Raw genomic sequence first — 26,089 nt, forward strand, 5'->3', positions numbered from 1 at the left:
TTTCAGTCTTCCAGCACGCCGAAAATTTCGCTTTCGTTCATGATCAGCAGCTCCTCGCCCTCAACCTTGACGGTGTTGCTACCGGAGTACTGGCCAAACAGAACGACATCACCCACTTTGACGGCCAGCGGCTTCACGTCGCCGTTGTTCAGTGTACGCCCTTCACCGACCGCAACGATGGTGCCGCGGTTGGGCTTCTCGGCTGCGGAACCCGGCAGCACGATACCGCCTGAAGTGGTGGTTTCTTCTTCACTGCGACGAACGACGACTCGATCGTGAAGCGGACGAATTTTCATCTGTTTGTTCTCCTGATCTCGTTAAGATCCAAAGCCATGTTTGCAGAGAAAGGACACCAGCTTGTCTGGCACCCCAAATGTCTGGTTGAACAGGAAGATGGGGGCGGCCGAAGGCATTTCAACAGGGGGAACAAAAAATTTAAAAATTTTTTCTGCGCGGGGTCGGCAGGCGGGGCGAGCAGGCAGGTCGCGAGCAGGCAGGATGGCGCTGAACGCAGCGACTGCCAGGGATGGCGGGAGGCCGCCCCGCGTGAATGCCGGCATTGCGGGAGCTTTTGCCGGCGAAGCCCATCATATCGATCGCCGTACAGATCGATCGATCCCGGCTGACGCAGCCGTTGGGCTTCGTCCTCTGTCCTCAGCCCAACCTACGACTCAATCGTCTTCCCGCCGGTACTCGCCGTCGATCACATCGCCGTGGCGGGCGTCCGGACGCTGCCCCGGCTGGAAATCGGGGTCCTCGAAGGCCGAGTGGTGCTGGTGGTGCATGGCGACAACGGTAAAGCGCTTGATCAGCGTACTGGCCACGAGCTGACGGATCTGGGGAACCAGACAGCAGAAGCCGATCACATCGGTGACGAAGCCAGGCGTGACCAGCAGGGCCCCGCCAACCGCCAGCACGATGCCCTCGACCATCTCCCGCGCCGGCACTTCGCCGGCATTGAGGCGCTGCTGGGCCCGGCTCAGGGTCGTCAGCCCCTGGTAGCGCAGCATGTTGACGCCTATAAAGGCCGAAAGCAGCACCAGGCCGACGGTGTACCAGGTACCGATGATCTGCCCCACCTTGATCAGGACGGTGATCTCGACGATCGGCATGACGATGAAAAGCAGGAACAGAAACCGCATGATTCAGGACCCGAAACTATTTGCTCCATGACACCAGATGAAGGCGAGATCCGCAACCTCGGGTCCCCTTATGCAGCGCATTGCTGCAGCGGCACGAAAACGGAACAAAATTAGACCAAAGTATAATAAAACCGGAAAAAACCCTTATAGCCGGAAAAACCCTCATTCATTCAAATAGTTAAAAACCACCCAACAGACAGAAACAGAGCCCGCCATAGCAGTCCCGCATGACGCTGTAATGACATCGACGCAGATGCGGTAGACATTTGTGCACATGCGGGATAACGTTGTGCAATGCAACATCGTTGCTGTAGACAATAAAAAGAATCAAACAAGCGCAGGCTTGGACTCGAACTGAAGGTAACCGCAATGGAATTGAAAGATAAGGTAATCGTTATCACCGGCGGCGGCCGCGGACTGGGGCGTGCCATGGCACTGGAGCTGGCCGGCAAGGGTGCGCGACTCGCACTGGTCGACATGCATGAAGCCGACCTCGAAATCACCGCCGGCCTCTGTATGGAAAAGGGCGCCGAGGCACGCGGCTATGGTTGCAACGTCACCAGCGAATCGGCCGTCGAGACGACATTTCAGGATATCGCCCGTGACTTCGGTGCTATCAACGGCCTGGTCAACAATGCCGGCATCACCCGCGACGCCCTGCTGATCAAGGCCAGGGAAGGAGCGGTGGTCTCCAAGATGTCGCTGGACAGCTGGAACCAGGTCATCAACGTCAACCTGACCGGCACCTTCCTCTGTGCCCGCGAAGCGGCTTGCCGCATGATCGAGCTGGGCAGCGAAGGCTGCATCATCAATATTTCGTCGATCTCCCGTTCCGGCAACATGGGCCAAACGAATTACACCGCCAGCAAGGCCGGCGTCGAAGCCATGGCGGTAACCTGGGCCAAGGAACTGGCACGCTACGGCATCCGTACCGCCTCGATTGCGCCGGGCTTTATCGCCACCGACATGGTGATGTCGATGAAACCCGAAGCGCTGGAAAAGATGGCCGCCAGCATCCCGCTGCGCCGCCTCGGCAAACCCGACGAGATCGCCCGCACCGTCAGCTTTATCCTCGAGAACGACTATATCAGCGGCCGCTGCTTCGAGATCGATGGCGCCTTGAGGATCTAGTTAACAGAATCCAGTGTACCGTTAACAGAATCCGGTAGCCGTTCCGCCGGTTCCCTGTCAGGCCCGCCTTCCTCGAAAGCGGGCCTTTTCTTTGGTGGACCGTCATTCGTCCGGAGGCCGGGCTCCTGCTTGGCTGACGTTTACATTGCCCACAGTGCCCGACACAATGGCCTGAACCAACGCCCAGGAGCCCCCTTACACCATGCGAGCTGAACCGGAACCACAACGTCAGAGCCTGAGGCAGTGGCTGCAGAGCGCCCGCATCTACCTGCATCCACGAGCGATTACGCTGCTGTTTCTCGGCTTCTCCGCCGGTCTGCCGCTGATGCTGGTGTTCTCGACCCTCTCCTACTGGCTGCGCGAAGCCGGCATCGACCGCGGCACCATCACCTATTTCTCCTGGGTGGCGCTGGCCTATGCCTTCAAGTGGATCTGGTCGCCCATCATCGACCGCACCCCGATTCCGCTGCTGTCGCGCTGGCTTGGGCGGCGCCGCAGCTGGATGCTGGCGGCCCAGGTCGCGATCGCCCTGAGCCTGGTCGGCATGTCCGGTTCCGATCCGCAGCAAAACCTCGAGCTGATGGCGTTCTTCGCCCTCGCGGTCGCGTTCTGCTCCGCGACCCAGGACATCACCATCGACGCCTACCGCATCGAATCAGCCGAAGCGAGGGTCCAGGCCGCGATGGCCGCGACCTACATGCTCGGTTACCGGCTGGCGATGATCGTCGCGACCACCGGCGCGCTGCTGATCGCCGCCTGGTATGACCCGGCCAGCGACAGCTATCATCGAGAATCGGGAGATCGCCTATCTCGCGATGGCGGGCCTGATGCTGGTTGGCATCCTGACCACCCTGCTGGTGCCGGAGCCCGCGCCCAATGGCGCAGCGGCCGAGCGGGAACGCCAGGCCATCGAAACCTTCATGGAACAGCGCCAGCACCTGCCACACAGGGTCGCGCGCCTGCTGGGCTGGCTCTATATCGCCGCCTACTGCCCTTTCGCCGACTTTCTCCGGCGCTACGGCAAACCGGCCCTGATCATTCTGGCGCTGGTCGGCAGCTACCGCATCGCCGATGTGGTGATGGGGATCATCGCCAACGTCTTCTACGTCGACATGGGCTTCAGCAAGGTCGAGGTCGCCGAAATCACCAAGCTGTTCGGCACGCTGATGACGATCCTCGGATCCCTGTTCGGCGGATTGCTGGTGTACCGTTTCGGCGTCATGCGCATGCTTTTTACCGGCGCACTGCTGGCGGCGGCGACGAACCTGCTGTTCTCGGCCCTGGCGCTGACCGGGCACAGCATCCCCTTCCTGGTCGTCGCGGTGTCGCTCGACAACTTCAGCGCCGGCATCGCCACCGCCGCCTTTATCGCCTACCTGTCGAGCCTTACCAGCATCAGCTATACCGCGACCCAGTACGCCCTGTTCAGCTCGGTGATGCTGCTGCTGCCGAAGTTCCTCGCCGGCTTCTCCGGCGACGCCGTCGACCTGGTGGGCTATCCACTGTTCTTTGCCGGCACGGCCCTGCTGGGCATGCCGGTACTGCTGCTGGTCTGGCTCGCCGGGCGCCATACGGTGGTGGCGGTACAAGCAGGCACCGAGGCCAAGCAACCGTCGTAGGTTGGGTGCAGTGCCGAAGGCACGGAACCCAACATCTGCCGACCGATGCCAGTCGATCTGCAATACGATCGATATGGCGGGTTGCGCGATGCCCAATGCGCCGACCGAAAGGCCCGTGCGCCTGATCGCCAACCCACCCGACAGATTCTCGGTGCGCATCGCTGTCGCTCAGCAGCACCCTACATTTTGTTTACTGTCCACTGTTAACTGTCAGCTCAATCCCTGAAATTGTTGAACTGCAGCGGCAGTTCGAGCTCCGAACCGCGCAGCAGCGCGATCGCGTCCTGCAGGTCGTCGCGCTTCTTGCCGTTGACGCGGACCTGATCGCCCTGGATCTGGGCCTGCACCTTGAGCTTGGAGTCCTTGATCAGCTTGGTGATCTTCTTGGCAAACGCCTGGTCGATGCCCTGACGCAGCACCACCACCTGGCGCGCCTTCATGTTGGCGGTTTCCGGGTCCTTCACCTCGAGGCAGCGGATATCGATCTTGCGGGCGGTCAGCTTGCTGCGCAGCACATCCAGCATCTGCTGCAGCTGGAAGTCGACCTCGGCCCAGAGCACGACCTGGTCATCGTTGTGCTCGAAGCGGGCATCCACACCCTTGAAATCGTAACGGTTCTGAATTTCACGGTTGGCCTGATCCACCGCGTTGGTCACTTCGTGCGCATCCAGCTCGGATACGATATCGAATGAAGGCATGCTGCTGTCTCCTGTTGTATGCATCTAGGGCATTGAGTGTGGGCATTCTAGGAAGCCACCTCGCAAGTCGCAATAGGCGCTGCAGGCGTTTCCCACAGACGCCCGGGACCGTTATCATTCACGAATCATTCGACACACTGGAGTCCCGATGGAGTGGACGATACTCGGCGCCGGCGCCATCGGCTGCCTGTGGGCCGCCTATCTGCAGCAGGCCGGCGCCCGTGTCCAGCTGATCCTGCGCGACCCTTCCCGCCTCGACACTTTTCGGCAACAGGGCGGTATCCGGCTGGTGCGGGATGAAAAAGAATGGTTCTGCCCGGTCGAGGCAGGGCTGGCCACGGCCACAGGCCCGATCGAACGCCTGCTGCTCTGTACCAAGGCATTCGACACCGAGTCGGCACTGCGCCCGCTGCTGCCGAGGCTGACGGCCTCTGCCCGGGTACTGGTGCTGCAGAACGGACTGGGCAACCAGCAGCAGGCCGCCGGGCTGGTCGGTTCCGGGCGGGTTCTGATCGGCTCGACAACGGACGGCGCCTGGCTCAGGGCGCCGTTCGAGGTCGTCCATGCCGGCGTCGGTGAAACCGCGATCGGCCCCCTTGACGGCCGTCCCTTTTCATTGCCCGAACTGCTGCCCCCCGGCTTCGGCCTGCGCCTGCGCCCGGATACGGACATCGAACGCACCCTATGGCGCAAGCTGGCGATCAACTGCGCCATCAATCCCCTCACGGCCCTCCATGGCTGTCGCAACGGCGATCTGGCCCGCAACCCCGCGTATCGCGATACGCTGGAGATTCTGTGCCGGGAGTTCGAGCAGGTCGCGGCGGCAAGGGGCATCAGGCTGTTCGACGGCCCGCTGGTGCAACAGGCCCTGAGGGTCGCGGAGAATACCGGCGACAACCTGTCTTCGATGCTGCAGGATATTCGCCACCAGCGGCCAACCGAAATCGAACAGATAACCGGTTATCTGTGCCATGAAGCCAAGCGCGTCGGCGTCGCCGTACCGCGGCATCGCGAGCTGCTCGAGCGGATCCGCCGCCTCGAGTCCGCAAGGATGAACAGCCATGACTGACCCCCTGACAAGTGCCAGGCTGCTGGATCTTGCGATTCAGCGCGCCCAGGAAGAAGACCCGGGCTGGTGTCCGCCGGATACCCCGGAGCGTCGCGGCACCCCGAAGCCGATGTCGAAAAAGCAGTATCTGGAACAGCTGTATCCGCTGCAGGTCGAACTGCAGAAGTTTCAGCGCTGGGTACAGAGCGAAGGCATCCGCATCTGCGTGCTGTTCGAGGGACGGGACGCGGCCGGCAAGGGCGGTGCCATCAAGCGGGTTATCGAGCACCTGAATCCCCGCACCTATCGCGTCGTGGCCCTCGGCAAGCCGACGGAGCAGGAACAGGGGCAGTGGTACTTCCAGCGCTACATCAGACACCTGCCCAACCGGGGCGAAATCGTACTGTTCGACCGCTCCTGGTATAACCGCGCCGGCGTCGAACGGGTCATGGGCTTCTGCAGCGAAGCCCAGACGAAGGAGTTTCTCCACACGGCCCCCGAGCTCGAGCGCATGCTGGTCAATTCGGGGCTGCACCTGGTCAAGCTCTGGTTCTCGGTCAGCAAGAAGGAGCAGCGCAAGCGCTTCCACAAGCGCGAGACCGACCCGCTCAAGCAGTGGAAGCTGAGCCCGATCGACGTCGAGGCGCAGCGGCGCTGGGACGGCTACAGCCGGGCCCGGGACGCCATGTTTCGTCATACCAGCACCGCCGAGGCCCCTGGGTGCGGATCCGCTCCGATGACAAGAAACGGGCCCGGCTCAATGCCATCCGCTACCTGCTGGGCCTGTACGACTATACCGACCGTGACACCTCGGCACTGCAGCTGGACAGGCGCATCGTCTCGATGCCCTGGTCAACAACGACCGTTATCAAAGCCCGGAGCTTCGCTGAATGGCAGACCGTCTCACCCGTATCTACACCCGCAGCGGCGACAGGGGCACGACGGCCCTGGCCGATGGCCGCCGGGTCGACAAGTACCATCCGCGCATCGAGGCGCTCGGCGACCTCGACGAGCTCAATGCACTGCTGGGCGTACTGATCGCGGAACTTGCACCGCAGGACCCGCTGCTCGATCGCCTGACGCAACTGCAACACGACCTCTTCGATCTCGGCGGCGAGCTGGCGATGGCCGACGAGCAGTACCGGGTGATCGATGCCGGCGCCGTCGAGGGACTCGAACAGTGGCTGGACAGCCTCAACGGCGCACTGCCACCGCTGCAGGAGTTCATCCTGCCGGGCGGCAACCGCGCCTCGGCCCTGTGCCAGCAGACCCGGGCGGTCTGCCGCCGCGCCGAACGGCGCCTGGTGGAACTGGCACAGCGGGAGCAGGTCAACCCGGATGGGCTGAAGTTTATCAACCGGCTGTCGGACCTGCTGTTCGTCTGTGCGCGGGTACTGGCGCGCCGCAACGGCGAAGAGGTCTACTGGAAGCCCCGCCACCGGCGCTGAGGCGTCGGCGAAGACGCACAGTGGGCCGATGTGAAAAGCCCCGGAGGAGAAGATGAGAATACCCGCGTTACTGATACTGGCCCTCGCACTGCCCCTGCCGGCACTGGCCGACTGCGCGCTGGAACAGCAGTATTGCCGTGCCGAGTGCGAAGTCCGCCATTTCACCGACGAGGCCGCGGTCACCGGCTGCCGGCCCGCTGCGCCGTCCAGCGCGCGATCTGCTCCACCGGCAAGGGCGCCGAAACCGCCGTCGAGCTGGGCAGGGAGGGGGCCGAGTCGGCCGTCGGCGCCAGCAAGAGTGCCTGGAAAACACCAAGTCGTTCATCAAGGGGATGAGCGAGTAGGCGGGCCCTGCCGATGAGGGTCAGCTGTGCGCAGGAGAGCCGCCCCGGTGCGAAACACCGCCATTGGCGCCACTCCCCTTCGCGGCTGAAGCCGTTCCCACCGACAACGCCAGCCGCGCCTGCAGGAAAAAGCGGCTGAAGGCACGGAAATCGTCGTCACTGACGGCCTCGTTGCCCTGCAGGCGATCGGCATAGAGACAGCCGATGGTGCGCTGTCCCGCCTGCAGCGGCGACAGGATAAAGCCCTGGGGCCCCACCCGCTCGAGAAAACCGGCGGGCAGTCGACGACGCCAGTCGCCCAGATCCAGATCCGCCACCAGCAGGGTGCTGCCCTGTTCCAGCAGCCGGAAGAAGAAATCGCTTTCGCCCCGCCCACGCTGCAATTCAAAATAATCGCTCAGCGCCTCCGGCTCCTCGCCTCTCACCAGCCGTACCGCCAACTGGCGGCCATTCTGGCCCAGCAGACAGAGAGCGGCACGGTCGCAGCCGGTGCTTTCGACGACCGCCTCGACCACCTTGCGCAGCACCTGCTGCGGTGGCGCGGCCGCGCCGAGCAACTCCCCCAGCTCCTGCAGGTAATCCAGCTGTATCGCCTGCCGTTCCCGATCCACCCGCGGCGGCGGGCGTCCGCCGCCGGCCTCGTTGGCCGGAGGGCGGTGGCTTTCGGCCCTTGAGTGCAGGTAGAAAGCCATCCGGCGGTTGAATTCGGCGGCCTCAGTATCACCCGGGTCCAGCGGCGGCACCAGCGGAGCGATCGGCAGGCCGTATTCCAGGGACAGGTCGCAGACCAGCCGGTAGGCGGACTCGATGCTCTGCTCCAGCCGCTCCGGTGCGATACCGGTTTCCTTCTTCAGATGCTCGAGCAGCTCGCCATAGCCGGGTTCGTGCTCGCCGGCCTGGCCGTGCAGGCGCTCCAGCAGCTGCCCGGCGGCACTGACCAGCCGGTGGTTGAGGCGGCCGTCTCCTTCAGTTGCTCGGCCGTCAACGCGTCCATCGTCAGCACCACCGACTTCGGGAACCCCCAGCTCTTGGCAAGATCCTGGCCGATATCGCTGAAATGCCCGCCCAGGGCGCGCAACTGGAGATTGTCCCAGCGCGCCCCCTGGCCTGGCGCAGCTGCAGCAGCCTGGCGTAGAGACTGGGCTGCGTATAGGCCACCACGGTCTCACCGAGATTGTGCAGCAAACCGCAGAGATAGGTCTGTTCGATATCGCGACCGCCGCACTGCTGTGCCAGCTCGCGCACCAGGGCGCCATTGAGAAAGGCCCGCATCAGCAGGCCGGAAATATCGACATCGGGATGATGCTGACGAAAACTCTCGATCAGCTTGAGTGTCACCGACAGGCTCTTGATCCGGTCGAACCCCAGCAGCACCACGGCCCGGGAGACCACCTGAATCGGTCCCTGCCCCCGGTTGTACCCCGGTGCGTTGGCGACCTTGAGCAGTTTCGCCGAGAGATTGGCATCCTTCATCACCGCCATTGCCAGGGCCATCGCATCGGACTCCCCGGAGCTGCTGATCTGCTGGATGCGGTTCACCGTCGCACTGAAGACCGGCAGGTCGCCGAGCCGGTCGAGACGGCTGTATATCTGAGTCAGTATTTGCTGATACTTCACGCCGGAGCTTCCATCCCAGGGATTCGGTTGGCCTCAGCCGGCGCTGCGGCTCTGCGGCAGACGGTTCAAGAAGGATAGCTCGAACCAGTACTGTTGCCGATCATAGCCGATTTTCACCCGACTCAGCGATCCCGTGTCGATCCGCAGCTGCGACCAGGCGGAGGGCGGCAATTGCAGCCGGCGTCCGATCAGGGCCCGGATGACGCCGCCGTGGGTCACCAGCAGCAGATGTTCTGCGGACTGCCGGAGCAGCCGTTGCTCGAGCGCCCCGATGCGATGACAGAGCGCGGCAATGGTTTCGCCCCCGGGGGCGGATGCGCATCGGGGTCCTGCCAGAAGGCCAGCACAGCCGGACGTTCGTCCTGCCAGACCTCGTCGTAGCGGCGCCCGTCCCAGGCACCGAAATCGTACTCGATCAGGGCGGGCTCATCGTCGGCTTCGAGTGCCAGCTGTCGCGCGATCTGCTGCGCCGCCTCGCGACAACGATGCAGCGGCGAACTGAGAATATGCTGCCAGCCCGGGTTTTCACTTCCCCATTCACTGCCCCACTGCAGCATCCGGGCCATCCCCTCGGGCGTCAACGGCGGATCGATACGCCCGCGGTAACGGTCGGCCCCCTCGGCCTCGCCGTGGCGCAGCAGGTCGAGCGTCAACACCTTCAAGCGCTGCCCGCCGAAACGCCGGCCTCGTCGAAGGTCGCCATCTCGCCATGCAGCCGGCAGGCGCTCTGCAGCAGCGGCCAGACCAGAGCGGCGCCGCTGCCCTCCCCAGGCGCATATCGAGCGCCAGCAGCGGTGTTGCCCCGAGCGTCTCGAGCAGCGCCTTGTGACCGGGCTCGGCGGAGCGGTGGCTGTAGAGCAGCCAGGGCGACAACTGCGGCTGTATACGTACCGCCAGCAGCGCCGCCACCGTGCTGATGAAACCGTCGACCAGTACAGGCATCCCCAGCTGTCCGGCCCGAAGGTAGGCGCCTGTCATCGCGGCGATTTCGAATCCCCCAGACAACGCAGCAGCGCGACGGGGTCGGTCCCGGCGGCACGGTGCAGCCCGAGGGCCTGGCGTATCAGGCTCAGCTTGAGCGTCAGCCCCGCCCCTCGACTCCCGTGCCCGGCCCAAGCAGGGTCTCGGGTGCCCGGTCCAGCAGCGCCGCGGCCAGCGCCGTCGCCGATGTGGTATTGCCGATCCCCATTTCGCCGGCAATGAAGAGATCGGCGTTCGCCCCACGGGCCTGGTCGACCCGCCCGGCCCCCGTATCGAGCGCGGCGCCGAGCTGATCCTCCGTCATCGCCGGCTGCCGGCTGATATCCGCCGTGCCGGGCCCGAGCACCCGGGCGACCACCACTGGGTGCGCCGGCAGCGGCTCCACGGTGCCGAGATTGACGACTTCGAAGCGGGCGCTGCTGTGACGGGCCAGTACCGAGATGGCGGCGCCGCCGGAAGCAAAATTCAGGATCATCTGCGCCGTGACCGCCTGGGGATAGGCGGAAACCCCTGCCGCCGCGATACCATGGTCGGCCGCGAAGACACTGATATGGCAACGCTCTAGTCGCGGACAGACCCTTCCCTGCAATCCCGCCAGGCGGATCGCAATCGCCTCGAGCCCGCCGAGGGCGCCGGCCGGCTTGGTCAGGCGCTGCTGGCGCGCGCGGGCACCGGCCTCGGCGACAGCATCGGTTTTTTTACCGGCTGCGAAAGCCAGGATCGCGTCATCATTTCACCTCCAGCGGCAGACCGGCTACCGTCAGGGTCACCCGGTCGCACAGCTGCGCCAGTCGCTGGTGCAGCCAGCCGGTTTGGTCCTGAAAGCGCCGGCTCAGCTCGCCCATCGGCACGATACCGGAACCGACCTCGTTGCTGACCATAATCAGCTGGCCGCCGCTGTTGCCGGCCAGCCCGTACAGCGCCGCGAGTTCCCGTTCCAGCGCCTCGCTGTCATCGTCCAGCAACAGGTTGGTCAGCCAGAGGGTCAGGCAGTCCACCAGCACGCAGTAGCCTTCAGCCAGCAGCGGCGCCACTGCCTGGGCCAGCTGCCGCGGCGCTTCGACGACCGCCCAGTCGGCCGGCCGCTCGGCCCGATGGCGTGCAATACGCGCCTGCATCTCCGGATCCGCTCCCGGCTCCATCGTCACCACCAGCGCGACCGGTCGGCCGCTCTCGAGGGCACGGGCTTCCGCCAGCCGGCTCTTGCCGGAGCGGGCCCCGCCCAGTATCAGTTGTTTCACTTACCGTCTCCATTGTCGGCACGCCCGAGTCTGCGACGGGCGTCATCAAGATAAAGGCACAGCTGTTCGGCCCCCGAGACGGCGCGCAGCGTGGCCCGGTGCATCCAGTCGGCCTCGAGCTGATAGAAGAGCCGGTGCCGTACAGCCGGCAGCTGTGGCCAGCGCTGCCAGCGCTCGATCCAGTCGTCGGGTGCTTCCTCGGTGGTACTGAGGATCACCTCGGGACTGGCCGCCAGCACCGCTTCCACGCTCAGCTGAGGCGCCACTTCGGGGCGATCGGCAAAGGGGTTCGCGCCTCCGCAGATCCGCAGCATCCGGTCGACCAGCTGGGACGCATTGACGGTCATCAGCGGCTCATGCCAGAGCTGATAGAAGACCCTCACCGGTGCGGCATCTCGATAACCCGATTGCAGTCGCGATACCCGCTGCTCGAGCTCGGATGCCACCGCTTCGGCATTCCGCTCGAGGCCCGTCAGGCGACCGAACAGACGCAGCTGGGCGGCGATGCCGGCGAAGCTCTGCGGATCGGACTCGAACACCGGGATACCGAACTGTCGCAGACGCTCCAGCTGGACGGGATCGTTGCCCGGCGGCCAGGCGATCACCAGGTCCGGCTCCAGTGCCAGAGCCTGTTCGAGGCTGAGCCGCTGATAGTCGCCGATGCGCTGAATCGACTGTGCTTGCGGCGGGTAGTCGCTGTAACTGACCGTACCGACGATGCGCGGACCGGCGCCGATGCTGAACAGGTTTTCGGTGATGTGGGGCGCCAGTGCCAGTATGCGCCGGGCCGGCTGGGCCAGCTCGACCCTGTGACCGGCATCATCCACCAGCTGGATCGCTGCCGTGACCGGTAGCGCGAAAATCAGCCACAACAGCTTTATTAAAATGTATTTTTTGCACATAATAAGCTTCAGTCAACGAGCAGCCCGAATTCTATCAGGAGAGTGCCCATGATACCGCTGCAGGAACGGCGCATTCCAACCGCCTTTTCCCTCTTCAATCTCGCCTTCCGGCCGTTTTTCCTGTCGGCAGGTCTCGCCGGCATCCTCCTCATCGGTTACTGGATGCTCAGCTTCGACTCCACCACGGCGGCCCACTACTATGGCGCGGGCCTCTACTGGCACGGTCATGAAATGCTGTTCGGTTTTACCATCGCCGTCATTGCCGGCTTCCTGCTCACGGCGGTACGCAACTGGACATCGATTCAGACCCTGCACGGTCCTTGGCTGGCCGCCCTGACGCTGGTCTGGGTTGCCGGGCGCCTGACGCCCTTCACGCCGCTGCCGGACCTGCTGATCGCCGCTTCGGACCTGATCTTCCTGCCGCTGCTCGCCGCGGCCATCGCCTGGCCGGTGCTGCGGGCCGGGAACTACCGCAACCTGGTGTTCCTGGGACTGTTGGCCGGCTTCCTTGTCGCCAATCTGCTGGTTCACCTGGAACTGCTCGGCCTTACCCAGGCGACCGCCCTCACCGGGCTGCATATCGGACTCTACCTGGTGGTGGTGATGCTGCTGCTGATGGGCGGACGGGTGATTCCGTTCTTCACCGAGCGCGGTCTCGGCCAGTTCGAGGCACGTCGCCACCCTGGCTGGAGCGCCTGGTCGTTCCGCTGGCGGTGCTCTGGGCCCTGGCCAGTGCGCTGGAATGGACGTTGCCGGCGCTGGTGCTGACCGCCCTGAACCTGGTGCTCCATGGCATCCGCCAGGCGGGCTGGCTGACACCGCGCATTGCGCGGGTGCCATTGCTGTGGATTCTTCACCTGGGCTACCTGTTCGTCACCCTTGGCTTTGCACTGCAACTGATGGCCGCCGCCGGCTGGCTCTCCGGTTCGCTGGCGCTGCATGCCTTCGCCGCCGGCGCCATCGGCAGCCTGACCCTCGGCATGATGGCCCGGGTCTCGCTCGGCCACACCGGAAGGCCACTGCAGGTACCGGCCACCGTGGTCGCCGCCTTTGCCCTGATACTGCTGGCCGGCGCCGCCCGGGTGCTGCTGCCGCTGCTGCCGGTTTCCTACGCGTTCGCCATTCAGCTGGCCGGCGGCCTCTGGATGCTCGCCTGGCTGCTGTTTCTCGTCCATTACAGCCGCATACTGATCCAGCCCCGGGTCGACGGTCTCTTTGGCTGAGTAAAAGTGACGGGGCACCGTCCAGAATGTACCTCGAATAGGCTTTGGCGATCGATTGTTTTATTCTATGGGGCTATCTGTGAAATCCAGCTGTGAGGATTGACTGTGGAACAGACCAGTATTTGGATCATCGGCATCGTAGCGCTCGCCATCGGCGGCCTTATCGGTTATCTGCTCGGACGCTCAGGCTCGGACGCCGGCGAACGCCAGACGCTTCAGCGTCAGCTTGACGAGGCGCGCGAAGAGCTTGGCGGCTACAAGCAGGAAGTGACCGAGCATTTCGAGAAAACCGCCGAACTGGTCAATCAGCTGACCCAGTCCTACCGCGACGTGCACCAGCATCTGGCCCAGGGCGCCCAGACCCTCGGCGCCAGCGAAGCGGCCCGCCTGGCGCTCAAGGATGTCATGCAGCCACGCCTCGAAGAGACCGAAGAGGAAAGCCCCCGGGAAGCTGCCGAAGGCCGTGACGAGGCGGCGCCGATTCCGGTGATCACCGACGTGGTGGAGAACGAAGAGGCCGAGAAGATGCCGGAGCCGCCGCGCGACTACGCCACCAAGGCGGCCGACGAAGAGGGCACCCTGTCCGAGCGCTACGGCCTGGACAGCGACAAGGACGAGGGAGAGGACGTGCGCGACCCGTCGCAGCTGGCCGAGCTCAAGCGCAGGCAGAAGGCGACCGAGGAAGTTGCCGGTTGACGGAGGTGACAGCCTGGGTTTGACGTCGGGTTATGCGGGAACCCACCCGGTGGGCGAATGACCACCGCACAGGCCTTGGGAATTCGCCCGGAGGACCGGGCTCCCACGGACCTGTCACCTTGTCACTCAGACCGGATTGTCGATATCGACGAAACGGAATTCGATCCCGAAGCGCTGCGCCAGATGCTCGCCCAGGGCCTGGACACCGTAGCGCTCGGTCGCATGATGACCCGCGGCGATGTAGTGCAGACCGTTTTCCCGGGCGCTGTGCACCGTTGGCTCGGAAATCTCACCGGACAGGTAGGCCTCGACGCCCTGCGCCACCGCCTGTTCGATATAGCCCTGGGCCGCGCCGGTACACCAGGCCAGCCGCTCGATCGGCTGACCGCCCCCTCGATGCACTGCGGCGTGCGCCCGAGCACCTTTTCCACCCGCTGCGCAAACTCGGCCAGGGTCGCAGGCGTCTCGAGACGCCCCACCAGCCCCACTGAACGCGGGTTGTCCGGCTCCAGGTCCCCCTCGACCGTCAGCCCCAGGCGCTGGGCGAGCTGGACGTTGTTGCCGTATAACGGATGGACATCAAGCGGCAGATGGTAGGCCAGCAGGCTGATGTCCTGCTGCAGCAGCGTCGCCAGGCGGCGTTTCTTGATACCGCGAATGCGGCTGTCCTCGCCCTTCCAGAAGTAACCGTGGTGCACCAGCACCAGGTCGGCCTGCCAGGCCATGGCTTCGTCCAGCAGGGCCTGGCAGGCCGTGACACCGCCGACGATGCGCTGTACCTGCGGCCGCCCCTCCACCTGAAGACCATTGGGGCAGTAGTCGGCAATTTTGTGGCTTTGCATCAGCTCGTCGCAATACCGCACCAGCTGACCGAGTTCAATCGACATATGCGCTTCCTTCAGCCCGGAATTCACAACAGTTGTTTACCCGACGTATAATTGCATGATTTCACACGACAATCATCCGAGCTGCCCATGCGCAAGTCTTCCTATCTGATCTGGCCGATCGTCACCGGCATACTGGCGGCGGTGCTGATACTGCAGCTCTTTCCGGACCTGCTCAGTCCCCAGGTCACCACCGTCGAGATCCGCGAAGCCGCGCCCGCCGACAGTGGCACCCCGCACCTCGGAAGCGGGCCGGTGTCCTACTCGGCAGCGGTCGAGCTGGCCGCGCCGGCGGTGGTCAATATCTATACCCGGACCTTGGTGAAGCAACAGCTCAACCCGCTGTTCAACGACCCCTTCTTCCGGCGCTTTTTCGATCTGGGCACCCCGCCACAGCGCGAGCGCATCGAGTCGAGCCTCGGCTCCGGCGTGATTCTCAGCAAGCAGGGCTACATCGTCACCAACAACCATGTGATTGCCGGTGCCGACAGCGTGCTCGTGGCACTGAGGGACGGCCGCGAATCCCAGGCCGAGGTGATCGGCACCGATCCGGAAACGGACCTGGCCGTGCTGAAGATCAATCTGCCGGACCTGCCGAGCATCGCGCTGGCCTCGTCCGACAGCCTGCGCGTCGGCGACGTCGTGCTGGCCATCGGCAACCCCTTCGGCGTCGGCCAGACCGTCACCATGGGCATCATCAGCGCCACCGGCCGCAACAGCCTGGGGCTCAACACCTACGAGGACTTCATCCAGACCGATGCGGCGATCAATCCGGGCAACTCGGGCGGCGCTCTGATCGATGCCTACGGCAACCTGATCGGTATCAATTCGGCGATCTTCTCCCGCTCGGGCGGCTCCCAGGGCATCGGCTTCGCGATTCCGTCCAACCTGGCACGGCAGATTCTGCAGGACCTGGTCGAAAACGAACGGGTGATTCGCGGCTGGATCGGCGTAGAGATACAGGAACTCACCCCCGCCTGGCCGAGAGCTTCGGCCTTGACGAAGCCCGCGGCCTGATCATCGCCGGCATCTTCCGGGACGGGCCGGCCCACCGCGCCGGCCTGCAGCCGGGCGATATCATGACCGCGATCGGGGGCGTACCGGTCGATGACAGCCGGGCCTCGATGAACCAGATCGCCGGCCTGAAACCGGGCGAAACGGTGAAGATCGACATCCTGCGCAATGGCAAGCCGTTGCAGCTGAGCGTCGCGATCGGCGAAAGGCCGCCGGAAGAGAAGTAGGGTGGAATGAGCACCGAAGGTGCGAATTCCACCGGTGGCTTCAGGTGACTACGAAGTTTGTTTGTGCTCGCTCCGCTGCCTGCTGATATCACCGGTGGAATTCGCAGGCTCATTCCACCCTACGGGTCAATCCGCCTTTATCCGATACTCGGCCGAACGCGCATGGGCGGTCAGGCCTTCGCCACGGGCCAGGGTCGAGGCGACCGACCCCAGCGACGAAGCGCCGTCGGCGGAAAACTGGATCAGCGACGAGCGCTTCTGGAAATCATAGACCCCCAGCGGCGACGAGAAACGGGCAGTGCCCGACGTCGGCAGCACATGGTTCGGACCCGCGCAGTAATCGCCCAGGGCTTCGGCCGTATAGCGGCCCATGAAGATGGCCCCGGCGTGGCGAATCCGCGGCAGCAGTGCCTGCGGATCCTCGACCGACACTTCCAGGTGCTCCGGCGCGACACGGTTCGACACCTCCACCGCCTGCTCCAGATCCCGGACCTTGATCAGCGCCGCCCGGTTGCGCAGCGAGGTCTCGATGATTTCGCGCCGCTCCATGGTCGGCAGCAGCCGCAGCATGCTCTGCTCGACGCGGTCGAGGTAATCGTCATCGGGGCAGACCAGGATCGACTGGGCGTCCTCGTCATGCTCGGCCTGGGAGAACAGATCCATCGCCACCCAGTCCGGATCGGTCTTGCCGTCGCAGATCACCAGGATCTCCGAGGGGCCGGCGATCATGTCGATGCCGACCAGGCCGAATACCGCCTTCTTCGCCGTGGCGACGAAGATGTTGCCGGGGCCGACGATCTTGTCGACAGCCGGCACCGTCTCGGTGCCGTAGGCCAGCGCCGCCACCGCCTGGGCACCACCGATGCAGAAGACACGGTCGACGCCGGCCGGGCCGCCGCCGCCAGCACCAGCTCGTTGAGTTCACCGCCCGGAGTCGGCACCACCATGATGATTTCGCGAACACCGGCGACCCGTGCCGGCATGGCGTTCATCAGCACCGACGACGGATAGGCCGCCTTGCCGCCCGGAACATAGATGCCCACCCGGTCCATCGGCGTCACCTGCTGGCCCAGCAGGGTACCGTCGGCCTCGGTATAGCTCCAGGACTCGCCCTTCTGCCGCTCATGGTAGCTCCGGACCCGCGCAGCCGCTTCTTCCAGCGCCTCGCGCTGCAAGGCCGGCAAGCCTCCGAGCGCCTGTTCGAGACGCTCGCGGCTGAGTTCGAGCTCGGCCATTTCGGTGGCGTCGAGACGGTCGAAGCGATTGCTGTATTCGATAACGGCGGCATCGCCCTCGGTGCGCACCCGCGCGAGGATCTCGTTGACGATGGCGTTGACCTTGTCGTCGGACACCGACTCCCAGGCCAGCAGACCGGAAAGCGCCTGCTCGAAGTCTGGCTGGCTCGCATCGAGCCGCTGAACACTCAGTTCGGACATAATCAACCTCCGCGCCGCGATGCGACGGCTTTTGCCATGCCGTCGACAATCGGCTGAATCTGATCGTATTTCATTTTCATCGACGCCTGCCCCACCACCAGGCGGGAGCTGATTGGCGCGATCAGCTCGAGCGGCTCAAGGCCATTGGCGCGCAGGGTGTTGCCGGTATCGACGATATCGACAATCTGGTCGGCCAGCCCCATGATCGGGGCCAGCTCCATGGCACCGTAAAGCTTGATGATATCGACCTGGAGCCCCTGGCGGGCGAAGTACTCCTTGGTGATATTGACGAACTTGGTCGCGATCCGCAGTCTTCCGGACACCGGCGCCGCCCCGACCAGGCCCGCGGTCATCAGCCGGCAGCGGGAGATCTCCAGGTCCAGCGGCTCGTAGAGGCCTTCACCGCCATGTTCCATCAGCACATCCTTGCCCGAGATGCCCATATCGGCGCCGCCGTACTCGACATAGGTCGGTACATCGGTGGCGCGGATGACCACGAGCTTCACATGCGACTGGTTGGTGTCGAAGATCAGCTTGCGGCTGCTGAAGATATCTTCGGCCGGCGTGATACCGGCGGCTTCCAGCAGCGGCAGGGTCTCTTTCAGGATACGCCCCTTCGAGAGCGCGATGGTCAGCGGTTGCGTCATAAGTCCTCTGTCAGAATGATCTAGCCCGGTACACGGCGGATGCGCGCGCCCAGCAGCCGCAGTTTTTCTTCAATGCATTCGTAGCCGCGATCGATATGGTAGATGCGGTCGATCAGGGTGTCGCCGTCGGCAACCAGCGCCGCGATCACGAGGCTCGCCGAGGCCCGCAGATCCGTGGCCATCACCGGGGCGCCCTTGAGCCGCGCGACGCCCTCGATGATGGCGGTATGGCCGTCGATGGTGACATTGGCGCCCATGCGCAGCATCTCCTGCATGTGCATGAAACGGTTCTCGAAAATGGTTTCCTTGATCCGGCCAACACCCTCGGCAACGGCGTTCAGGGCTGAGAACTGCGCCTGCATGTCGGTCGGAAATGCCGGATAGGGCGCGGTGGTGATACTGACCGCCTTCGGTCGCTGCCCCTTCATGTCGAGTTCGATCCAGTCCTCGCCGCAGCTGATCTCGGCGCCGGCCTCGGTCAGTTTCTGCAGCACCGCATCGAGAATATCGGGCTGGGTCTGGTAGCAGCGCACCCGGCCGCCGGTGGCGGCCGCGGCCACCAGGAAGGTGCCGGTTTCGATACGGTCCGGCTGCACCGAATAGCGGCAGCCCTTGAGGCTCTCGACGCCCTGTACCCGTATGGTGTCGGTACCATGACCGCTGATCTTCGCCCCCATGGCGATCAGGAAATTCGCCAGGTCGACCACCTCGGGCTCGCGCGCAGCGTTCTCGAGAATGGTTTCGCCATCGGCCAGCGCCGCGGCCATCAGGATGTTCTCGGTACCGGTCACCGTGACCATGTCGAAGAACACCCGCGCGCCCTTCAGGCGGCCGTTGCTGCGGGCGTGGATATAGCCACCCTCCACCAGCACCTCGGCGCCCATCGCTTCGAGGCCGCGGATATGCTGATCCACCGGCCGGCTGCCGATGGCACAGCCACCGGGCAGCGAAACCTGGGCTTCGCCGAAGTGCGCCAGCAACGGGCCCAGCACCAGAATGGAGGCGCGCATGGTCTTGACCAGATCGTAGGGCGCATGGAATTCCCGGATGCTGCGCGGGTCCACCTCGACGTTCATTTTCTCGTCGACGATCAGCTCCACGCCCATCCGGCGCACCAGCTCGAGCATGGTGGTGATGTCGTTGAGGTGCGGCAGGTTGCCGATGGTCACCGGCTCGTCGGCCAGCAGCGTTGCCGCCAGAATCGGCAGCGCGGCGTTCTTGGCACCGGAAATGCGCACGTCACCCTTCAGGGTGACGCCACCCTCGATCAAAAGCTTGTCCATCAGGACTCCTGTTCTAAAACGACTGACGGGCCAAGGCCCGGCGATCCCGCGATCAGGCCTGTAGCGCCTGCCACTGCTCCGGGGTATAGGTCTTGATGGTCAGCGCATGGATGGTGCCGTCGGCGATCTGCTGCTGCAGGCACTGATAGACCAGCTGCTGCTTTTTCACCGGCGACAGACCGGCGAACATCTCGCCGACGACGGTGACCTGGAAGTCGCAGCCTTCGCCGGCGGGATACACGGTGCAGCCGTCGAGCCGGGATTCGATAATCTGTTTCACTTCTTCAGCTTGCATGCCGCTCTCCAACATTGAAACTTTTCTTGAACAGGCGCCGAATAATAGCGGAATGCGTGCGAAAAGGCGAAGCCGCCTAAACGGCCGAAACCGTGTAGGATGCCGCAGAACGCAGCGAAGCGCATCATGCTCCGGTGTTGGGCTTCGGCCTGCGGCCTCAGGCCAACCTACATGTCCGCAGTCGCCGAAAACGCCATGAAATGCTGCAGAGCACAGCGAAGCGCTTCATGCTCCGGCAGGTCAGGCCGGGAAGATGTGCTCCAGACCCACCAGCCGGGCCACCGACATCAGCTCGGCCGGTACCTCGCGCGCCTCGAGCACAACGCCCTGGCGCTGTGCTTCGCGCCGGCAGCAGAGCCAGAGCGAGAGTGCCGAGCTGTCGGCGCTTTTGACCGCCGAGAAGTCCACCACGCAGGTCGGACTTCCGGTGGCGATCAGCTGCTCGAGGCGCTCGCGGATCGCCACCACCGTGGCAAATCGCAGGTCGCCGCTCAGCCTGAGCTGATCAGGCTCGCGCACCTCGACGAAGGCCTCCATCAGGCGTCCTCGGACCGCAGCGCACGGGTCTCGATCTGGCTCTGCCAGCTGTCGATCGCAACGGTGACATTGCCATTGCTGCGCTCGGCCATATCGGCGAACTGGTTGGTGAAGGTCAGACGCAGGTTGATGCCATCGACGATCACGTTCACCAGTTGCCACTGACCGTCACGCTCGAGCATGTAGTTGACCAGGGTGTACTTGGTGCCGTTGCCGGAATAGACATCGAGGGTCACCACCTGCTTGTCCGGCTCCGGGCTCTCGACCGTCGGTGCGACCAGCTCGACCCGGGTGATCTCGAAGCCGGCCAGCGCCTTGGTATAGGTCTTGACCATGGTTTGACGGAACACCTCGGCAAAGCGCGCCCGCTCCTCGTCGCTGGCGCGGCGATAGTACTTGCCCATCACACGCTGGGCGATGTAACCGAAGTCGATGACCCCCTCCACGGTTTGCTCTATCGTCGCCATCGAGGCCTGGAAGGAGGCATCGTCGTTGACGTCGACGCCCTGCTCGATCAGCGTCACCATGTCGGCGGTCACTTTTTCGACCACCTTGCTCGCCGCATCCCATTGGGGATCGGCTTGCACGACCGGCGCCAGCAGCATGCCGATCAGCGCGAAACACTTCAGCAATTCTTTCATTGCCCACCTCACTCACTGATTTTGTTGAACAGGAACTTGCTGACCAGGCTTTCCAACACCAGCGCAGACTGGGTGTTTTCGATGGTATCGCCGTCTTTCAGCATCTCGTCATCGGCCCCCGGGGTAATGCCGATATACTGCTCCCCGAGCAGACCCGAAGTCAGTATCTGAGCCGAGCTGTCGCGGCTGAGATAGTCGACCGAGCCGTTGATATCCATTTCGACCACGGCCATCAGCATGCGCTCGTCGATGCGAATCGCCTTGACCTGACCAATCTGCACGCCCGACAGCGTGACCTTGGAGCGCGCCGCCAGCCCGCCGATGTTCTCGAACCGGGCGTTGACCCGGTAGCTGCCGCTGCTGTCGGAGACATGCAGCCCGCTGACATTCAGTGCCAGCAGAATCAGTGCCAGGATCCCTGCCAGCATGAAGCCGCCGACACTGATCTCCATTACCCTCGTACGCATTCAAAGATCTCCAAACATCAAGGCGGTGAGAACGAAGTCGAGCCCCAGCACCCACAGCGACGCGTAGACAACGGTGCGGGTGGTGGCCTGACTGATCCCCTCGGAGGTCGGTACGCAGTCGTAGCCCTGAAAAACCGCAATCCAGGTCACGACGAAGCCGAAGGCCACAGCCTTGATCAGTCCATTGAGAATATCCTCGTGGAAATCCACCGAGTTCTGCATATTGGCCCAGAAGGACCCCTCGTAGATACCGAGCCATTCGATACCGACCAGGGCACCGCCCCAGACGCCGACGATCGAGAAGATCGCCGCCAGTATCGGCAGGCAGATAAAACCGGCCCAGAAACGCGGCGCGATAATCTGGCGATAGGGATCGACCCCGATCATCTCGAGACTGGACAGCTGCTCGGTCGCCTTCATCAGGCCAATTTCGGCGGTCAGCGCCGAGCCCGCGCGCCCGGCGAACAGCAGCGCCGCAACCACCGGTGCGAGCTCGCGCACCAGGCTCAGCGCCACCATCTGGCCGACAGCCTGCTCCGAGCCGTAATCCACCAGGATGGTGTAGCCCTGCAGCCCCAGCACCATGCCGATGAACATGCCGGACACCAGGATGATGACCAGCGACAGCACGCCGACGAAATAGATCTGCTTGAGCAGCAGCGGAAACATCTTGACCGGCTGGGGCCTTGCCACCAGCGCATGTCCGAGCAGCATCCCGGAACGGCCCACGGCCGCCATCCGCGCCAGGCCGTAACGCCCCAGCGTCTGAATCTGATCCAGCATCGCTTAATACCCTTTCATCAGCTCGGCCTGATAGTCGCCGGCCGGAAAATGGAACGGCACCGGGCCATCGGGCAGCCCCTTCATGAACTGCCGCACCTGTTCCGACTCCACCTCGGCCAGCTCCGTGGGGGTGCCACGGGCAATCACCGAGCCATCGGATACCAGATAGATGTAGTCAGCTATACCTAGGGTTTCCTGAATGTCATGTGAAACGATGATGCTGGTGTGCCCAAGCGCCTGATTGAGGCGCCGGATCAGATTGACCAGCACCCCCATCGCGATGGGATCCTGACCGGTAAAGGGCTCGTCGTACATCACCAGATGGGGATCGAGGGCGATGGCGCGCGCCAGAGCCACACGCCGCGCCATGCCGCCGGAGAGCTCGCTCGGCATCAGTTCCCGTGCGCCGCGCAGCCCCACGGCCTGCAGTTTCATCAGCACCACGTCGCGAATCATGTCCTCCGGCAGATCGGTATGGACCCGCAACGGAAAGGCGACATTCTCGAATACGTTCATGTCGGTAAACAGCGCACCGCTCTGGAACAGCATCCCGAGGCGGGCCCGCACCTCGAACAGGTCCCCGCGGGACAGGGTCGGTATATTGGCGCCGTCGAGTTCGATGCGGCCGCGATCGGGCAGCAGCTGGCCGCCGATCAGCTTCAGCAAGGTGGTCTTGCCGGTACCGGAGGGGCCCATGATGGCCGTCACCTTGCCACGCGGGATCTGAATATCCAGGTCGCGAAAGATCACCCGCTCGCCACGGGTAAAGGTGAGGTCGTGAATATTGATGATGACGTCTTCGAACATGTCCATAAGATGAAGCGGCGGACCGGCCTTGTGTCCACCGTCGTTTTTTGCCCGGTCTTTGGAAAACGCGCAATATATCACCGCAATGCAAAAAGCGGAAATGTAAAACCGGACGCCAGCCGCCCCTTTCGACGCCGCGAAGGCCCGCCGGGCACAGCGGCAACAGCGGCAGCGGCAGCGGCCGGTTGCCATTGACGGGCGCAGGTCGAGGCCCGCGACCGGACGGCCGCGGACTTGCACCCTACCGGCATTCTGTTTTAATAGCGCCTTTTCACGTACGGGCGAAACCGGACCAGACCGGGGCCGGCAGCCGCCGCAGCATGGCAGCCATCCGCCACTGCTGTACACTATGAACACCCAAAGGACCATCAGGGCAGAATTCAATGAGCAAACCCTTCGACTACCTGAGCGCCGCCCGGCGCACCATCGAACTGGAGCGCGATGCCGTCTCCGACCTGCTCAACCACCTGAATGGCGACTTCACGACCGCCTGCGACCTGATGCTGAACTGCCAGGGCCGTGTCATCGTCACTGGCATGGGCAAATCCGGTCATATCGGCAACAAGATCGCGGCGACCCTCGCCAGCACCGGCACACCGGCGTTTTTCGTCCATCCCGGCGAAGCCAGCCACGGCGACATGGGCATGATTACCGACAAGGATGTGGTGATTGCGCTGTCGAACTCGGGCGAGACCTCGGAAGTGGTCACCATCCTGCCCCTGATCAAGCGCATGAGCACCCCGCTGATCAGCATTACGGCGAACCCGGACTCGACCCTGGCCCGGGCCGCCGACGCCAGCCTGCATATCGGCGTCGAGCGCGAGGCCTGCCCGCTGGGCCTGGCACCGACCTCCAGCACCACCGCTCAACTGGTGATCGGCGATGCACTGGCGATCGCCCTGCTCGAGGCCCGCGGCTTCAGCGCCGACGACTTCGCCTTCTCGCACCCGGGCGGCAGCCTGGGGCGGCGCCTGCTGCTCAAGGTCAGCGACCTGATGCATACCGGCGACGATGTGCCGAGCGTCACCCGCACCACCCCGGTCTACGAAGCGCTGCTGGAAGTGACCCGCAAGCGCCTCGGGATGACCGCCGTGGTCGACGAAGCCGGACGCCTGTGCGGCATCTTTACCGACGGCGATCTGCGCCGTACCCTCGATCACGAAGTGGACCTCAGGCACACGCCTATCTCCGAGGTGATGACACCCAACGGCACGGTGGTCGAGTCCGACATCCTCGCCGCCGAAGCGCTGCAGATCATGCAGAGCCGCCAGATCAACTCACTGCTGGTGCTGGACGAGCAGCGTCGTCCGGTCGGCGCCCTGAACATGCACGACATGCTGAAAGCCGGAGTCATCTGATGTTCCTTGTAGCAGAGCTATCCGACGAACTGACCGAACGCCTGCGCGGCGTGACCCTGGCGGTCTTCGATGTCGACGGTGTCCTCACCAGCGGCCGGCTGCAGTTTCTCGCCGACGGTACCGAGGTCAAGGAGTTCAACATCCTCGACGGCCTTGGCATCAAGCTGCTGCAAAAGGCCGGCGTCGAGACGGCGATCATCACCGGCCGCCGATCGCCCCAGGTCGAGCTGCGGGCCAAGGCGCTGGGCATCACCCATCTGCGGCAGGGCCGCGAGGACAAGCTGGTCGCCCTCGAGGAACTCTGGGCCGAAACCGGCCACGGTGCCGGGACCACCGCCTATATCGGCGACGACTGGCCGGATCTGGCGGCGATCCGCGCCGTTGCCTTTGGCGCCACCGTACCCAACGGCCATCCGCTGGTACGGGAACATGCCGACTGGTGCACCCGCCGCGCCGGCGGCAACGGCGCCGGCCGCGAATTCTGCGAACAGATCCTGCTGGCCCGGGGCCAGCTCGAGTCGATCGCGGCGGAGTATCTGTAGTGCTTCGCAGTCGCACGCGACTGATACTGGCGACGGCACTGCTGGCACCGGTACTGCTGTACTGGGGCGCGGGACGCGCGCCGACCGAAACGCCGGCGCCGACACTGGCGCCGGACGTGGCCGACACCGATTTCTACCTGCGCGACGCCCGGGTACGCCAGTTCGACGCCAGCGGCCGGCTGCACCAGGAACTGGCGTCCCCCGAACTCGAACACTACCCCGATCCCGGGCGGCTGCAGGCCAGCCGGCCACAGGTCACCCTGCTGCGGGATGATGAAGCCGGCGGCCGCATCAGGATCAGTGCGCTCGAGGGCGAGATGCTCGACAGCAACGAGCGGATCGACCTGAGCGGCGATGTGCGGGTGTTCGACGAACCGGACAGCGGTACTTTGTTACAGCTGGAAACCACCCGCCTGAAACTGCTGCCGGAGCAGCAGTATGCCGAGACCGATGCACCGGTGCGAATCATCAGCGAACAGGGCGAAACCGCCGCCCGCGGCATGAAGGCTTATTTCAATGAACGCAAAGTCGAGTTACTGTCCGAGGTCGAGGGGCGCTATGAGAGCAACTGACACAGGTACCTGGCTGGCGGCACTGCTGGCCCTGGCCATTTCCGGCAGCGCCCTGGCACTGCCGGGCGATCGCAACCAGCCGATCCATATCAGCGCCGACCAGGCCACCATCGATGACGTCAGCGGCGTCACCACCTATGCCGGCAATGTCCATATCGAGCAGGGGTCGATGAAAATCAGCGCCCGCCAGGTGGACCTGCACCGCAACGATGGCGATGTCAGTCGCATCCTGGCCACCGGCAACGTCCACTTCCAGCAGCAGGCCGCCAGCAACAAGCCGGTCACCAACGCCTACGGCGAACGCATGGACTACGACATCGGTCGCCGCGAGGTCACCATTACCGGCGAGGCGAAAGTGGTGCAGCAAAAAGACACCTTCACCGGCCAGAAGATCGTCTACAACCTCGACAAGTCGATCGTCAACGCCTTCAGCGGCAAGGGAGAGCAGGGCCAGCGGGTGCAGATGGTGATCCAGCCCAAAGGGGCGGCTGAATGACCAGCATCCT

27 protein-coding genes and 7 pseudogenes are annotated in these 26,089 nt (G+C 64.1%); 14 read left to right on the plus strand and 20 right to left on the minus strand.

Features of this window, described 5'->3' with window-relative positions; translation table 11 throughout:
* Positions 1 to 2: 2 nt before the first annotated feature.
* Entirely contained in the window at positions 3 to 296 is a 294-nt protein-coding gene (locus ACFQDL_RS04635) for a co-chaperone GroES (RefSeq protein WP_379908022.1), read from the minus strand.
* A gap of 375 nt (positions 297 to 671) precedes the next feature.
* A complete protein-coding gene (locus tag ACFQDL_RS04640) occupies positions 672 to 1,142 on the minus strand; it encodes an FxsA family protein (RefSeq protein WP_379908023.1) in 471 nt (156 codons plus the stop codon).
* A 369-nt stretch (positions 1,143 to 1,511) separates the two neighbouring features.
* Here ACFQDL_RS04640 and ACFQDL_RS04645 point away from each other — a divergent pair, with 369 nt between their 5' ends.
* From ACFQDL_RS04645 to ACFQDL_RS04655, 3 genes and pseudogenes are all read left to right on the plus strand, one after another.
* Positions 1,512 to 2,273 carry an SDR family oxidoreductase gene (locus tag ACFQDL_RS04645; protein WP_379908024.1) on the plus strand — a complete coding sequence of 254 codons (762 nt, stop codon included), beginning with the start codon at positions 1,512 to 1,514 and terminating at the stop codon, positions 2,271 to 2,273.
* A 325-nt stretch (positions 2,274 to 2,598) separates the two neighbouring features.
* Positions 2,599 to 2,895: pseudogene (locus ACFQDL_RS04650) on the plus strand (AmpG family muropeptide MFS transporter); the annotation flags it as partial.
* Positions 2,896 to 3,034: 139 nt separating this feature from the next.
* Positions 3,035 to 3,892: an MFS transporter gene (locus ACFQDL_RS04655; RefSeq protein ID WP_379908025.1), complete on the plus strand. Its 858-nt coding sequence runs from the start codon at positions 3,035 to 3,037 to the stop codon at positions 3,890 to 3,892.
* A 215-nt stretch (positions 3,893 to 4,107) separates the two neighbouring features.
* On the opposite strand, the gene ACFQDL_RS04660 is transcribed toward ACFQDL_RS04655, so the two are convergent.
* Positions 4,108 to 4,590 carry a YajQ family cyclic di-GMP-binding protein gene (locus ACFQDL_RS04660; RefSeq protein ID WP_379908026.1) on the minus strand — a complete coding sequence of 161 codons (483 nt, stop codon included), beginning with the start codon at positions 4,588 to 4,590 and terminating at the stop codon, positions 4,108 to 4,110.
* A 148-nt stretch (positions 4,591 to 4,738) separates the two neighbouring features.
* Here ACFQDL_RS04660 and ACFQDL_RS04665 point away from each other — a divergent pair, with 148 nt between their 5' ends.
* The 3 genes and pseudogenes from ACFQDL_RS04665 to ACFQDL_RS04675 all read left to right on the plus strand — a co-directional run bounded on the left by ACFQDL_RS04665 (position 4,739) and on the right by ACFQDL_RS04675 (position 7,086).
* A complete protein-coding gene (locus ACFQDL_RS04665) occupies positions 4,739 to 5,659 on the plus strand; it encodes a ketopantoate reductase family protein (protein ID WP_379908027.1) in 921 nt (306 codons plus the stop codon).
* 109 nt (positions 5,660 to 5,768) lie between these two features.
* Positions 5,769 to 6,296, plus strand: a pseudogene (locus tag ACFQDL_RS04670) (polyphosphate kinase 2 family protein); the annotation flags it as partial.
* 232 nt (positions 6,297 to 6,528) lie between these two features.
* Complete coding sequence (locus ACFQDL_RS04675; protein WP_379908028.1) at positions 6,529 to 7,086, plus strand: cob(I)yrinic acid a,c-diamide adenosyltransferase; 558 nt, start codon at positions 6,529 to 6,531, stop codon at positions 7,084 to 7,086.
* A 364-nt stretch (positions 7,087 to 7,450) separates the two neighbouring features.
* Here ACFQDL_RS04675 and ACFQDL_RS04680 read toward each other — a convergent pair whose 3' ends face one another.
* From ACFQDL_RS04680 to ACFQDL_RS04710, 7 genes and pseudogenes are all read right to left on the minus strand, one after another.
* Positions 7,451 to 8,122 (minus strand): GAF domain-containing protein, encoded by a 672-nt coding sequence (locus tag ACFQDL_RS04680; protein ID WP_379912877.1) that lies wholly within the window; start codon positions 8,120 to 8,122, stop codon positions 7,451 to 7,453.
* A gap of 304 nt (positions 8,123 to 8,426) precedes the next feature.
* Positions 8,427 to 9,047 (minus strand): HDOD domain-containing protein, encoded by a 621-nt coding sequence (locus ACFQDL_RS04685; protein ID WP_379908029.1) that lies wholly within the window; start codon positions 9,045 to 9,047, stop codon positions 8,427 to 8,429.
* Between the two features lie 33 nt (positions 9,048 to 9,080).
* A pseudogene (locus ACFQDL_RS04690) lies at positions 9,081 to 9,703 on the minus strand (histidine phosphatase family protein).
* 2 nt (positions 9,704 to 9,705) lie between these two features.
* A pseudogene (locus tag ACFQDL_RS04695) lies at positions 9,706 to 10,025 on the minus strand (nicotinate-nucleotide--dimethylbenzimidazole phosphoribosyltransferase).
* A gap of 103 nt (positions 10,026 to 10,128) precedes the next feature.
* A complete protein-coding gene (locus ACFQDL_RS04700) occupies positions 10,129 to 10,749 on the minus strand; it encodes a nicotinate-nucleotide--dimethylbenzimidazole phosphoribosyltransferase (RefSeq protein WP_379912879.1) in 621 nt (206 codons plus the stop codon).
* 7 nt (positions 10,750 to 10,756) lie between these two features.
* Entirely contained in the window at positions 10,757 to 11,269 is a 513-nt protein-coding gene (gene cobU / locus ACFQDL_RS04705) for a bifunctional adenosylcobinamide kinase/adenosylcobinamide-phosphate guanylyltransferase (RefSeq protein ID WP_379908030.1), read from the minus strand.
* On the minus strand, positions 11,266 to 12,171 hold the full coding sequence (locus ACFQDL_RS04710) for a cobalamin-binding protein (RefSeq protein ID WP_379908031.1): 906 nt from the start codon (positions 12,169 to 12,171) through the stop codon (positions 11,266 to 11,268). Before ACFQDL_RS04710 ends, cobU begins: the two co-directional genes overlap by 4 nt.
* A 48-nt stretch (positions 12,172 to 12,219) precedes the next feature.
* Here ACFQDL_RS04710 and ACFQDL_RS04715 point away from each other — a divergent pair.
* Positions 12,220 to 13,394, plus strand: a pseudogene (locus tag ACFQDL_RS04715) (NnrS family protein).
* A gap of 105 nt (positions 13,395 to 13,499) precedes the next feature.
* The gene (locus ACFQDL_RS04720; RefSeq protein WP_379908032.1) at positions 13,500 to 14,090 is read left to right on the plus strand and encodes a Z-ring associated ZapG family protein; all 591 of its coding nucleotides are present in this window, start codon (positions 13,500 to 13,502) and stop codon (positions 14,088 to 14,090) included.
* 126 nt (positions 14,091 to 14,216) lie between these two features.
* Here the strand turns inward: ACFQDL_RS04720 and ACFQDL_RS04725 are convergent.
* Positions 14,217 to 14,977: pseudogene (locus ACFQDL_RS04725) on the minus strand (Nif3-like dinuclear metal center hexameric protein).
* An 87-nt stretch (positions 14,978 to 15,064) separates the two neighbouring features.
* On the opposite strand from ACFQDL_RS04725, the gene ACFQDL_RS04730 reads away from it, so the two are divergent.
* Together ACFQDL_RS04730 and ACFQDL_RS04735 are read left to right on the plus strand one after the other, a co-directional pair.
* Positions 15,065 to 15,991 (plus strand): trypsin-like peptidase domain-containing protein, encoded by a 927-nt coding sequence (locus ACFQDL_RS04730; protein ID WP_379908033.1) that lies wholly within the window; start codon positions 15,065 to 15,067, stop codon positions 15,989 to 15,991.
* A gap of 44 nt (positions 15,992 to 16,035) precedes the next feature.
* Positions 16,036 to 16,215 carry a PDZ domain-containing protein gene (locus ACFQDL_RS04735; RefSeq protein WP_379912881.1) on the plus strand — a complete coding sequence of 60 codons (180 nt, stop codon included), beginning with the start codon at positions 16,036 to 16,038 and terminating at the stop codon, positions 16,213 to 16,215.
* A gap of 126 nt (positions 16,216 to 16,341) precedes the next feature.
* On the opposite strand, the pseudogene hisD reads toward ACFQDL_RS04735, so the two are convergent.
* From hisD to ACFQDL_RS04780, 9 genes and pseudogenes are all read right to left on the minus strand, one after another.
* Positions 16,342 to 17,651: pseudogene (gene hisD / locus ACFQDL_RS04740) on the minus strand (histidinol dehydrogenase).
* A gap of 2 nt (positions 17,652 to 17,653) precedes the next feature.
* Complete coding sequence (gene hisG / locus ACFQDL_RS04745; protein WP_379908034.1) at positions 17,654 to 18,298, minus strand: ATP phosphoribosyltransferase; 645 nt, start codon at positions 18,296 to 18,298, stop codon at positions 17,654 to 17,656.
* A 20-nt stretch (positions 18,299 to 18,318) separates the two neighbouring features.
* Positions 18,319 to 19,581: a UDP-N-acetylglucosamine 1-carboxyvinyltransferase gene (gene murA, locus ACFQDL_RS04750; RefSeq protein ID WP_379908035.1), complete on the minus strand. Its 1,263-nt coding sequence runs from the start codon at positions 19,579 to 19,581 to the stop codon at positions 18,319 to 18,321.
* A gap of 52 nt (positions 19,582 to 19,633) precedes the next feature.
* Positions 19,634 to 19,876 (minus strand): BolA family protein, encoded by a 243-nt coding sequence (locus ACFQDL_RS04755; RefSeq protein WP_379908036.1) that lies wholly within the window; start codon positions 19,874 to 19,876, stop codon positions 19,634 to 19,636.
* 240 nt (positions 19,877 to 20,116) lie between these two features.
* Positions 20,117 to 20,413 (minus strand): STAS domain-containing protein, encoded by a 297-nt coding sequence (locus ACFQDL_RS04760; protein WP_379908037.1) that lies wholly within the window; start codon positions 20,411 to 20,413, stop codon positions 20,117 to 20,119.
* Positions 20,413 to 21,054: an MlaC/ttg2D family ABC transporter substrate-binding protein gene (locus ACFQDL_RS04765; RefSeq protein WP_379908038.1), complete on the minus strand. Its 642-nt coding sequence runs from the start codon at positions 21,052 to 21,054 to the stop codon at positions 20,413 to 20,415. The genes ACFQDL_RS04760 and ACFQDL_RS04765 overlap by 1 nt, the downstream gene beginning before the upstream one ends.
* Positions 21,055 to 21,062: 8 nt before the next feature.
* Positions 21,063 to 21,521, minus strand: a complete 459-nt coding sequence (mlaD, locus tag ACFQDL_RS04770) for an outer membrane lipid asymmetry maintenance protein MlaD (RefSeq protein ID WP_379908039.1) — start codon at positions 21,519 to 21,521, stop codon at positions 21,063 to 21,065.
* Entirely contained in the window at positions 21,522 to 22,304 is a 783-nt protein-coding gene (gene mlaE, locus ACFQDL_RS04775; protein ID WP_379908040.1) for a lipid asymmetry maintenance ABC transporter permease subunit MlaE, read from the minus strand.
* Between the two features lie 3 nt (positions 22,305 to 22,307).
* Complete coding sequence (locus ACFQDL_RS04780; RefSeq protein WP_379908041.1) at positions 22,308 to 23,117, minus strand: ATP-binding cassette domain-containing protein; 810 nt, start codon at positions 23,115 to 23,117, stop codon at positions 22,308 to 22,310.
* A gap of 377 nt (positions 23,118 to 23,494) precedes the next feature.
* Here ACFQDL_RS04780 and ACFQDL_RS04785 point away from each other — a divergent pair, with 377 nt between their 5' ends.
* Genes ACFQDL_RS04785 through lptA form a run of 4 tightly spaced genes read left to right on the plus strand, consistent with a single transcriptional unit; the run spans position 23,495 to position 26,079 of the window.
* The gene (locus ACFQDL_RS04785; protein ID WP_379908042.1) at positions 23,495 to 24,469 is read left to right on the plus strand and encodes a KpsF/GutQ family sugar-phosphate isomerase; all 975 of its coding nucleotides are present in this window, start codon (positions 23,495 to 23,497) and stop codon (positions 24,467 to 24,469) included.
* Positions 24,469 to 25,011: a KdsC family phosphatase gene (locus ACFQDL_RS04790; RefSeq protein ID WP_379908043.1), complete on the plus strand. Its 543-nt coding sequence runs from the start codon at positions 24,469 to 24,471 to the stop codon at positions 25,009 to 25,011. The genes ACFQDL_RS04785 and ACFQDL_RS04790 overlap by 1 nt, the downstream gene beginning before the upstream one ends.
* A complete protein-coding gene (gene lptC, locus ACFQDL_RS04795) occupies positions 25,011 to 25,583 on the plus strand; it encodes an LPS export ABC transporter periplasmic protein LptC (protein ID WP_379908044.1) in 573 nt (190 codons plus the stop codon). Before ACFQDL_RS04790 ends, lptC begins: the two co-directional genes overlap by 1 nt.
* Positions 25,570 to 26,079, plus strand: a complete 510-nt coding sequence (gene lptA / locus ACFQDL_RS04800; protein WP_379908045.1) for a lipopolysaccharide transport periplasmic protein LptA — start codon at positions 25,570 to 25,572, stop codon at positions 26,077 to 26,079. Before lptC ends, lptA begins: the two co-directional genes overlap by 14 nt.
* The last annotated feature ends 10 nt before the right edge of the window (positions 26,080 to 26,089 follow it).

It is taken from the genome of Marinobacterium aestuariivivens, from assembly GCF_042661465.1.
Taxonomy (GTDB): domain Bacteria; phylum Pseudomonadota; class Gammaproteobacteria; order Pseudomonadales; family Balneatricaceae; genus Marinobacterium_A; species Marinobacterium_A aestuariivivens.

What these genes read in the sequence shown, in the direction of transcription:
- ACFQDL_RS04635 (WP_379908022.1), bottom strand. Translation starts at nt 296, where the DNA reads ATGAAAATTCGTCCGCTTCACGATCGAGTCGTCGTTCGTCGCAGTGAA.
- ACFQDL_RS04640 (WP_379908023.1), bottom strand. Translation starts at nt 1,142, where the DNA reads ATGCGGTTTCTGTTCCTGCTTTTCATCGTCATGCCGATCGTCGAGATC.
- ACFQDL_RS04645 (WP_379908024.1), top strand. Translation starts at nt 1,512, where the DNA reads ATGGAATTGAAAGATAAGGTAATCGTTATCACCGGCGGCGGCCGCGGA.
- ACFQDL_RS04655 (WP_379908025.1), top strand. Translation starts at nt 3,035, where the DNA reads ATGACCCGGCCAGCGACAGCTATCATCGAGAATCGGGAGATCGCCTAT.
- ACFQDL_RS04660 (WP_379908026.1), bottom strand. Translation starts at nt 4,590, where the DNA reads ATGCCTTCATTCGATATCGTATCCGAGCTGGATGCGCACGAAGTGACC.
- ACFQDL_RS04665 (WP_379908027.1), top strand. Translation starts at nt 4,739, where the DNA reads ATGGAGTGGACGATACTCGGCGCCGGCGCCATCGGCTGCCTGTGGGCC.
- ACFQDL_RS04675 (WP_379908028.1), top strand. Translation starts at nt 6,529, where the DNA reads ATGGCAGACCGTCTCACCCGTATCTACACCCGCAGCGGCGACAGGGGC.
- ACFQDL_RS04680 (WP_379912877.1), bottom strand. Translation starts at nt 8,122, where the DNA reads ATGGCTTTCTACCTGCACTCAAGGGCCGAAAGCCACCGCCCTCCGGCC.
- ACFQDL_RS04710 (WP_379908031.1), bottom strand. Translation starts at nt 12,171, where the DNA reads ATGTGCAAAAAATACATTTTAATAAAGCTGTTGTGGCTGATTTTCGCG.
- ACFQDL_RS04730 (WP_379908033.1), top strand. Translation starts at nt 15,065, where the DNA reads ATGCGCAAGTCTTCCTATCTGATCTGGCCGATCGTCACCGGCATACTG.
- hisG (WP_379908034.1), bottom strand. Translation starts at nt 18,298, where the DNA reads ATGACGCAACCGCTGACCATCGCGCTCTCGAAGGGGCGTATCCTGAAA.
- murA (WP_379908035.1), bottom strand. Translation starts at nt 19,581, where the DNA reads ATGGACAAGCTTTTGATCGAGGGTGGCGTCACCCTGAAGGGTGACGTG.
- ACFQDL_RS04755 (WP_379908036.1), bottom strand. Translation starts at nt 19,876, where the DNA reads ATGCAAGCTGAAGAAGTGAAACAGATTATCGAATCCCGGCTCGACGGC.
- ACFQDL_RS04760 (WP_379908037.1), bottom strand. Translation starts at nt 20,413, where the DNA reads ATGGAGGCCTTCGTCGAGGTGCGCGAGCCTGATCAGCTCAGGCTGAGC.
- ACFQDL_RS04765 (WP_379908038.1), bottom strand. Translation starts at nt 21,054, where the DNA reads ATGAAAGAATTGCTGAAGTGTTTCGCGCTGATCGGCATGCTGCTGGCG.
- mlaD (WP_379908039.1), bottom strand. Translation starts at nt 21,521, where the DNA reads ATGCGTACGAGGGTAATGGAGATCAGTGTCGGCGGCTTCATGCTGGCA.
- mlaE (WP_379908040.1), bottom strand. Translation starts at nt 22,304, where the DNA reads ATGCTGGATCAGATTCAGACGCTGGGGCGTTACGGCCTGGCGCGGATG.
- ACFQDL_RS04780 (WP_379908041.1), bottom strand. Translation starts at nt 23,117, where the DNA reads ATGGACATGTTCGAAGACGTCATCATCAATATTCACGACCTCACCTTT.
- ACFQDL_RS04785 (WP_379908042.1), top strand. Translation starts at nt 23,495, where the DNA reads ATGAGCAAACCCTTCGACTACCTGAGCGCCGCCCGGCGCACCATCGAA.
- ACFQDL_RS04790 (WP_379908043.1), top strand. Translation starts at nt 24,469, where the DNA reads ATGTTCCTTGTAGCAGAGCTATCCGACGAACTGACCGAACGCCTGCGC.
- lptA (WP_379908045.1), top strand. Translation starts at nt 25,570, where the DNA reads ATGAGAGCAACTGACACAGGTACCTGGCTGGCGGCACTGCTGGCCCTG.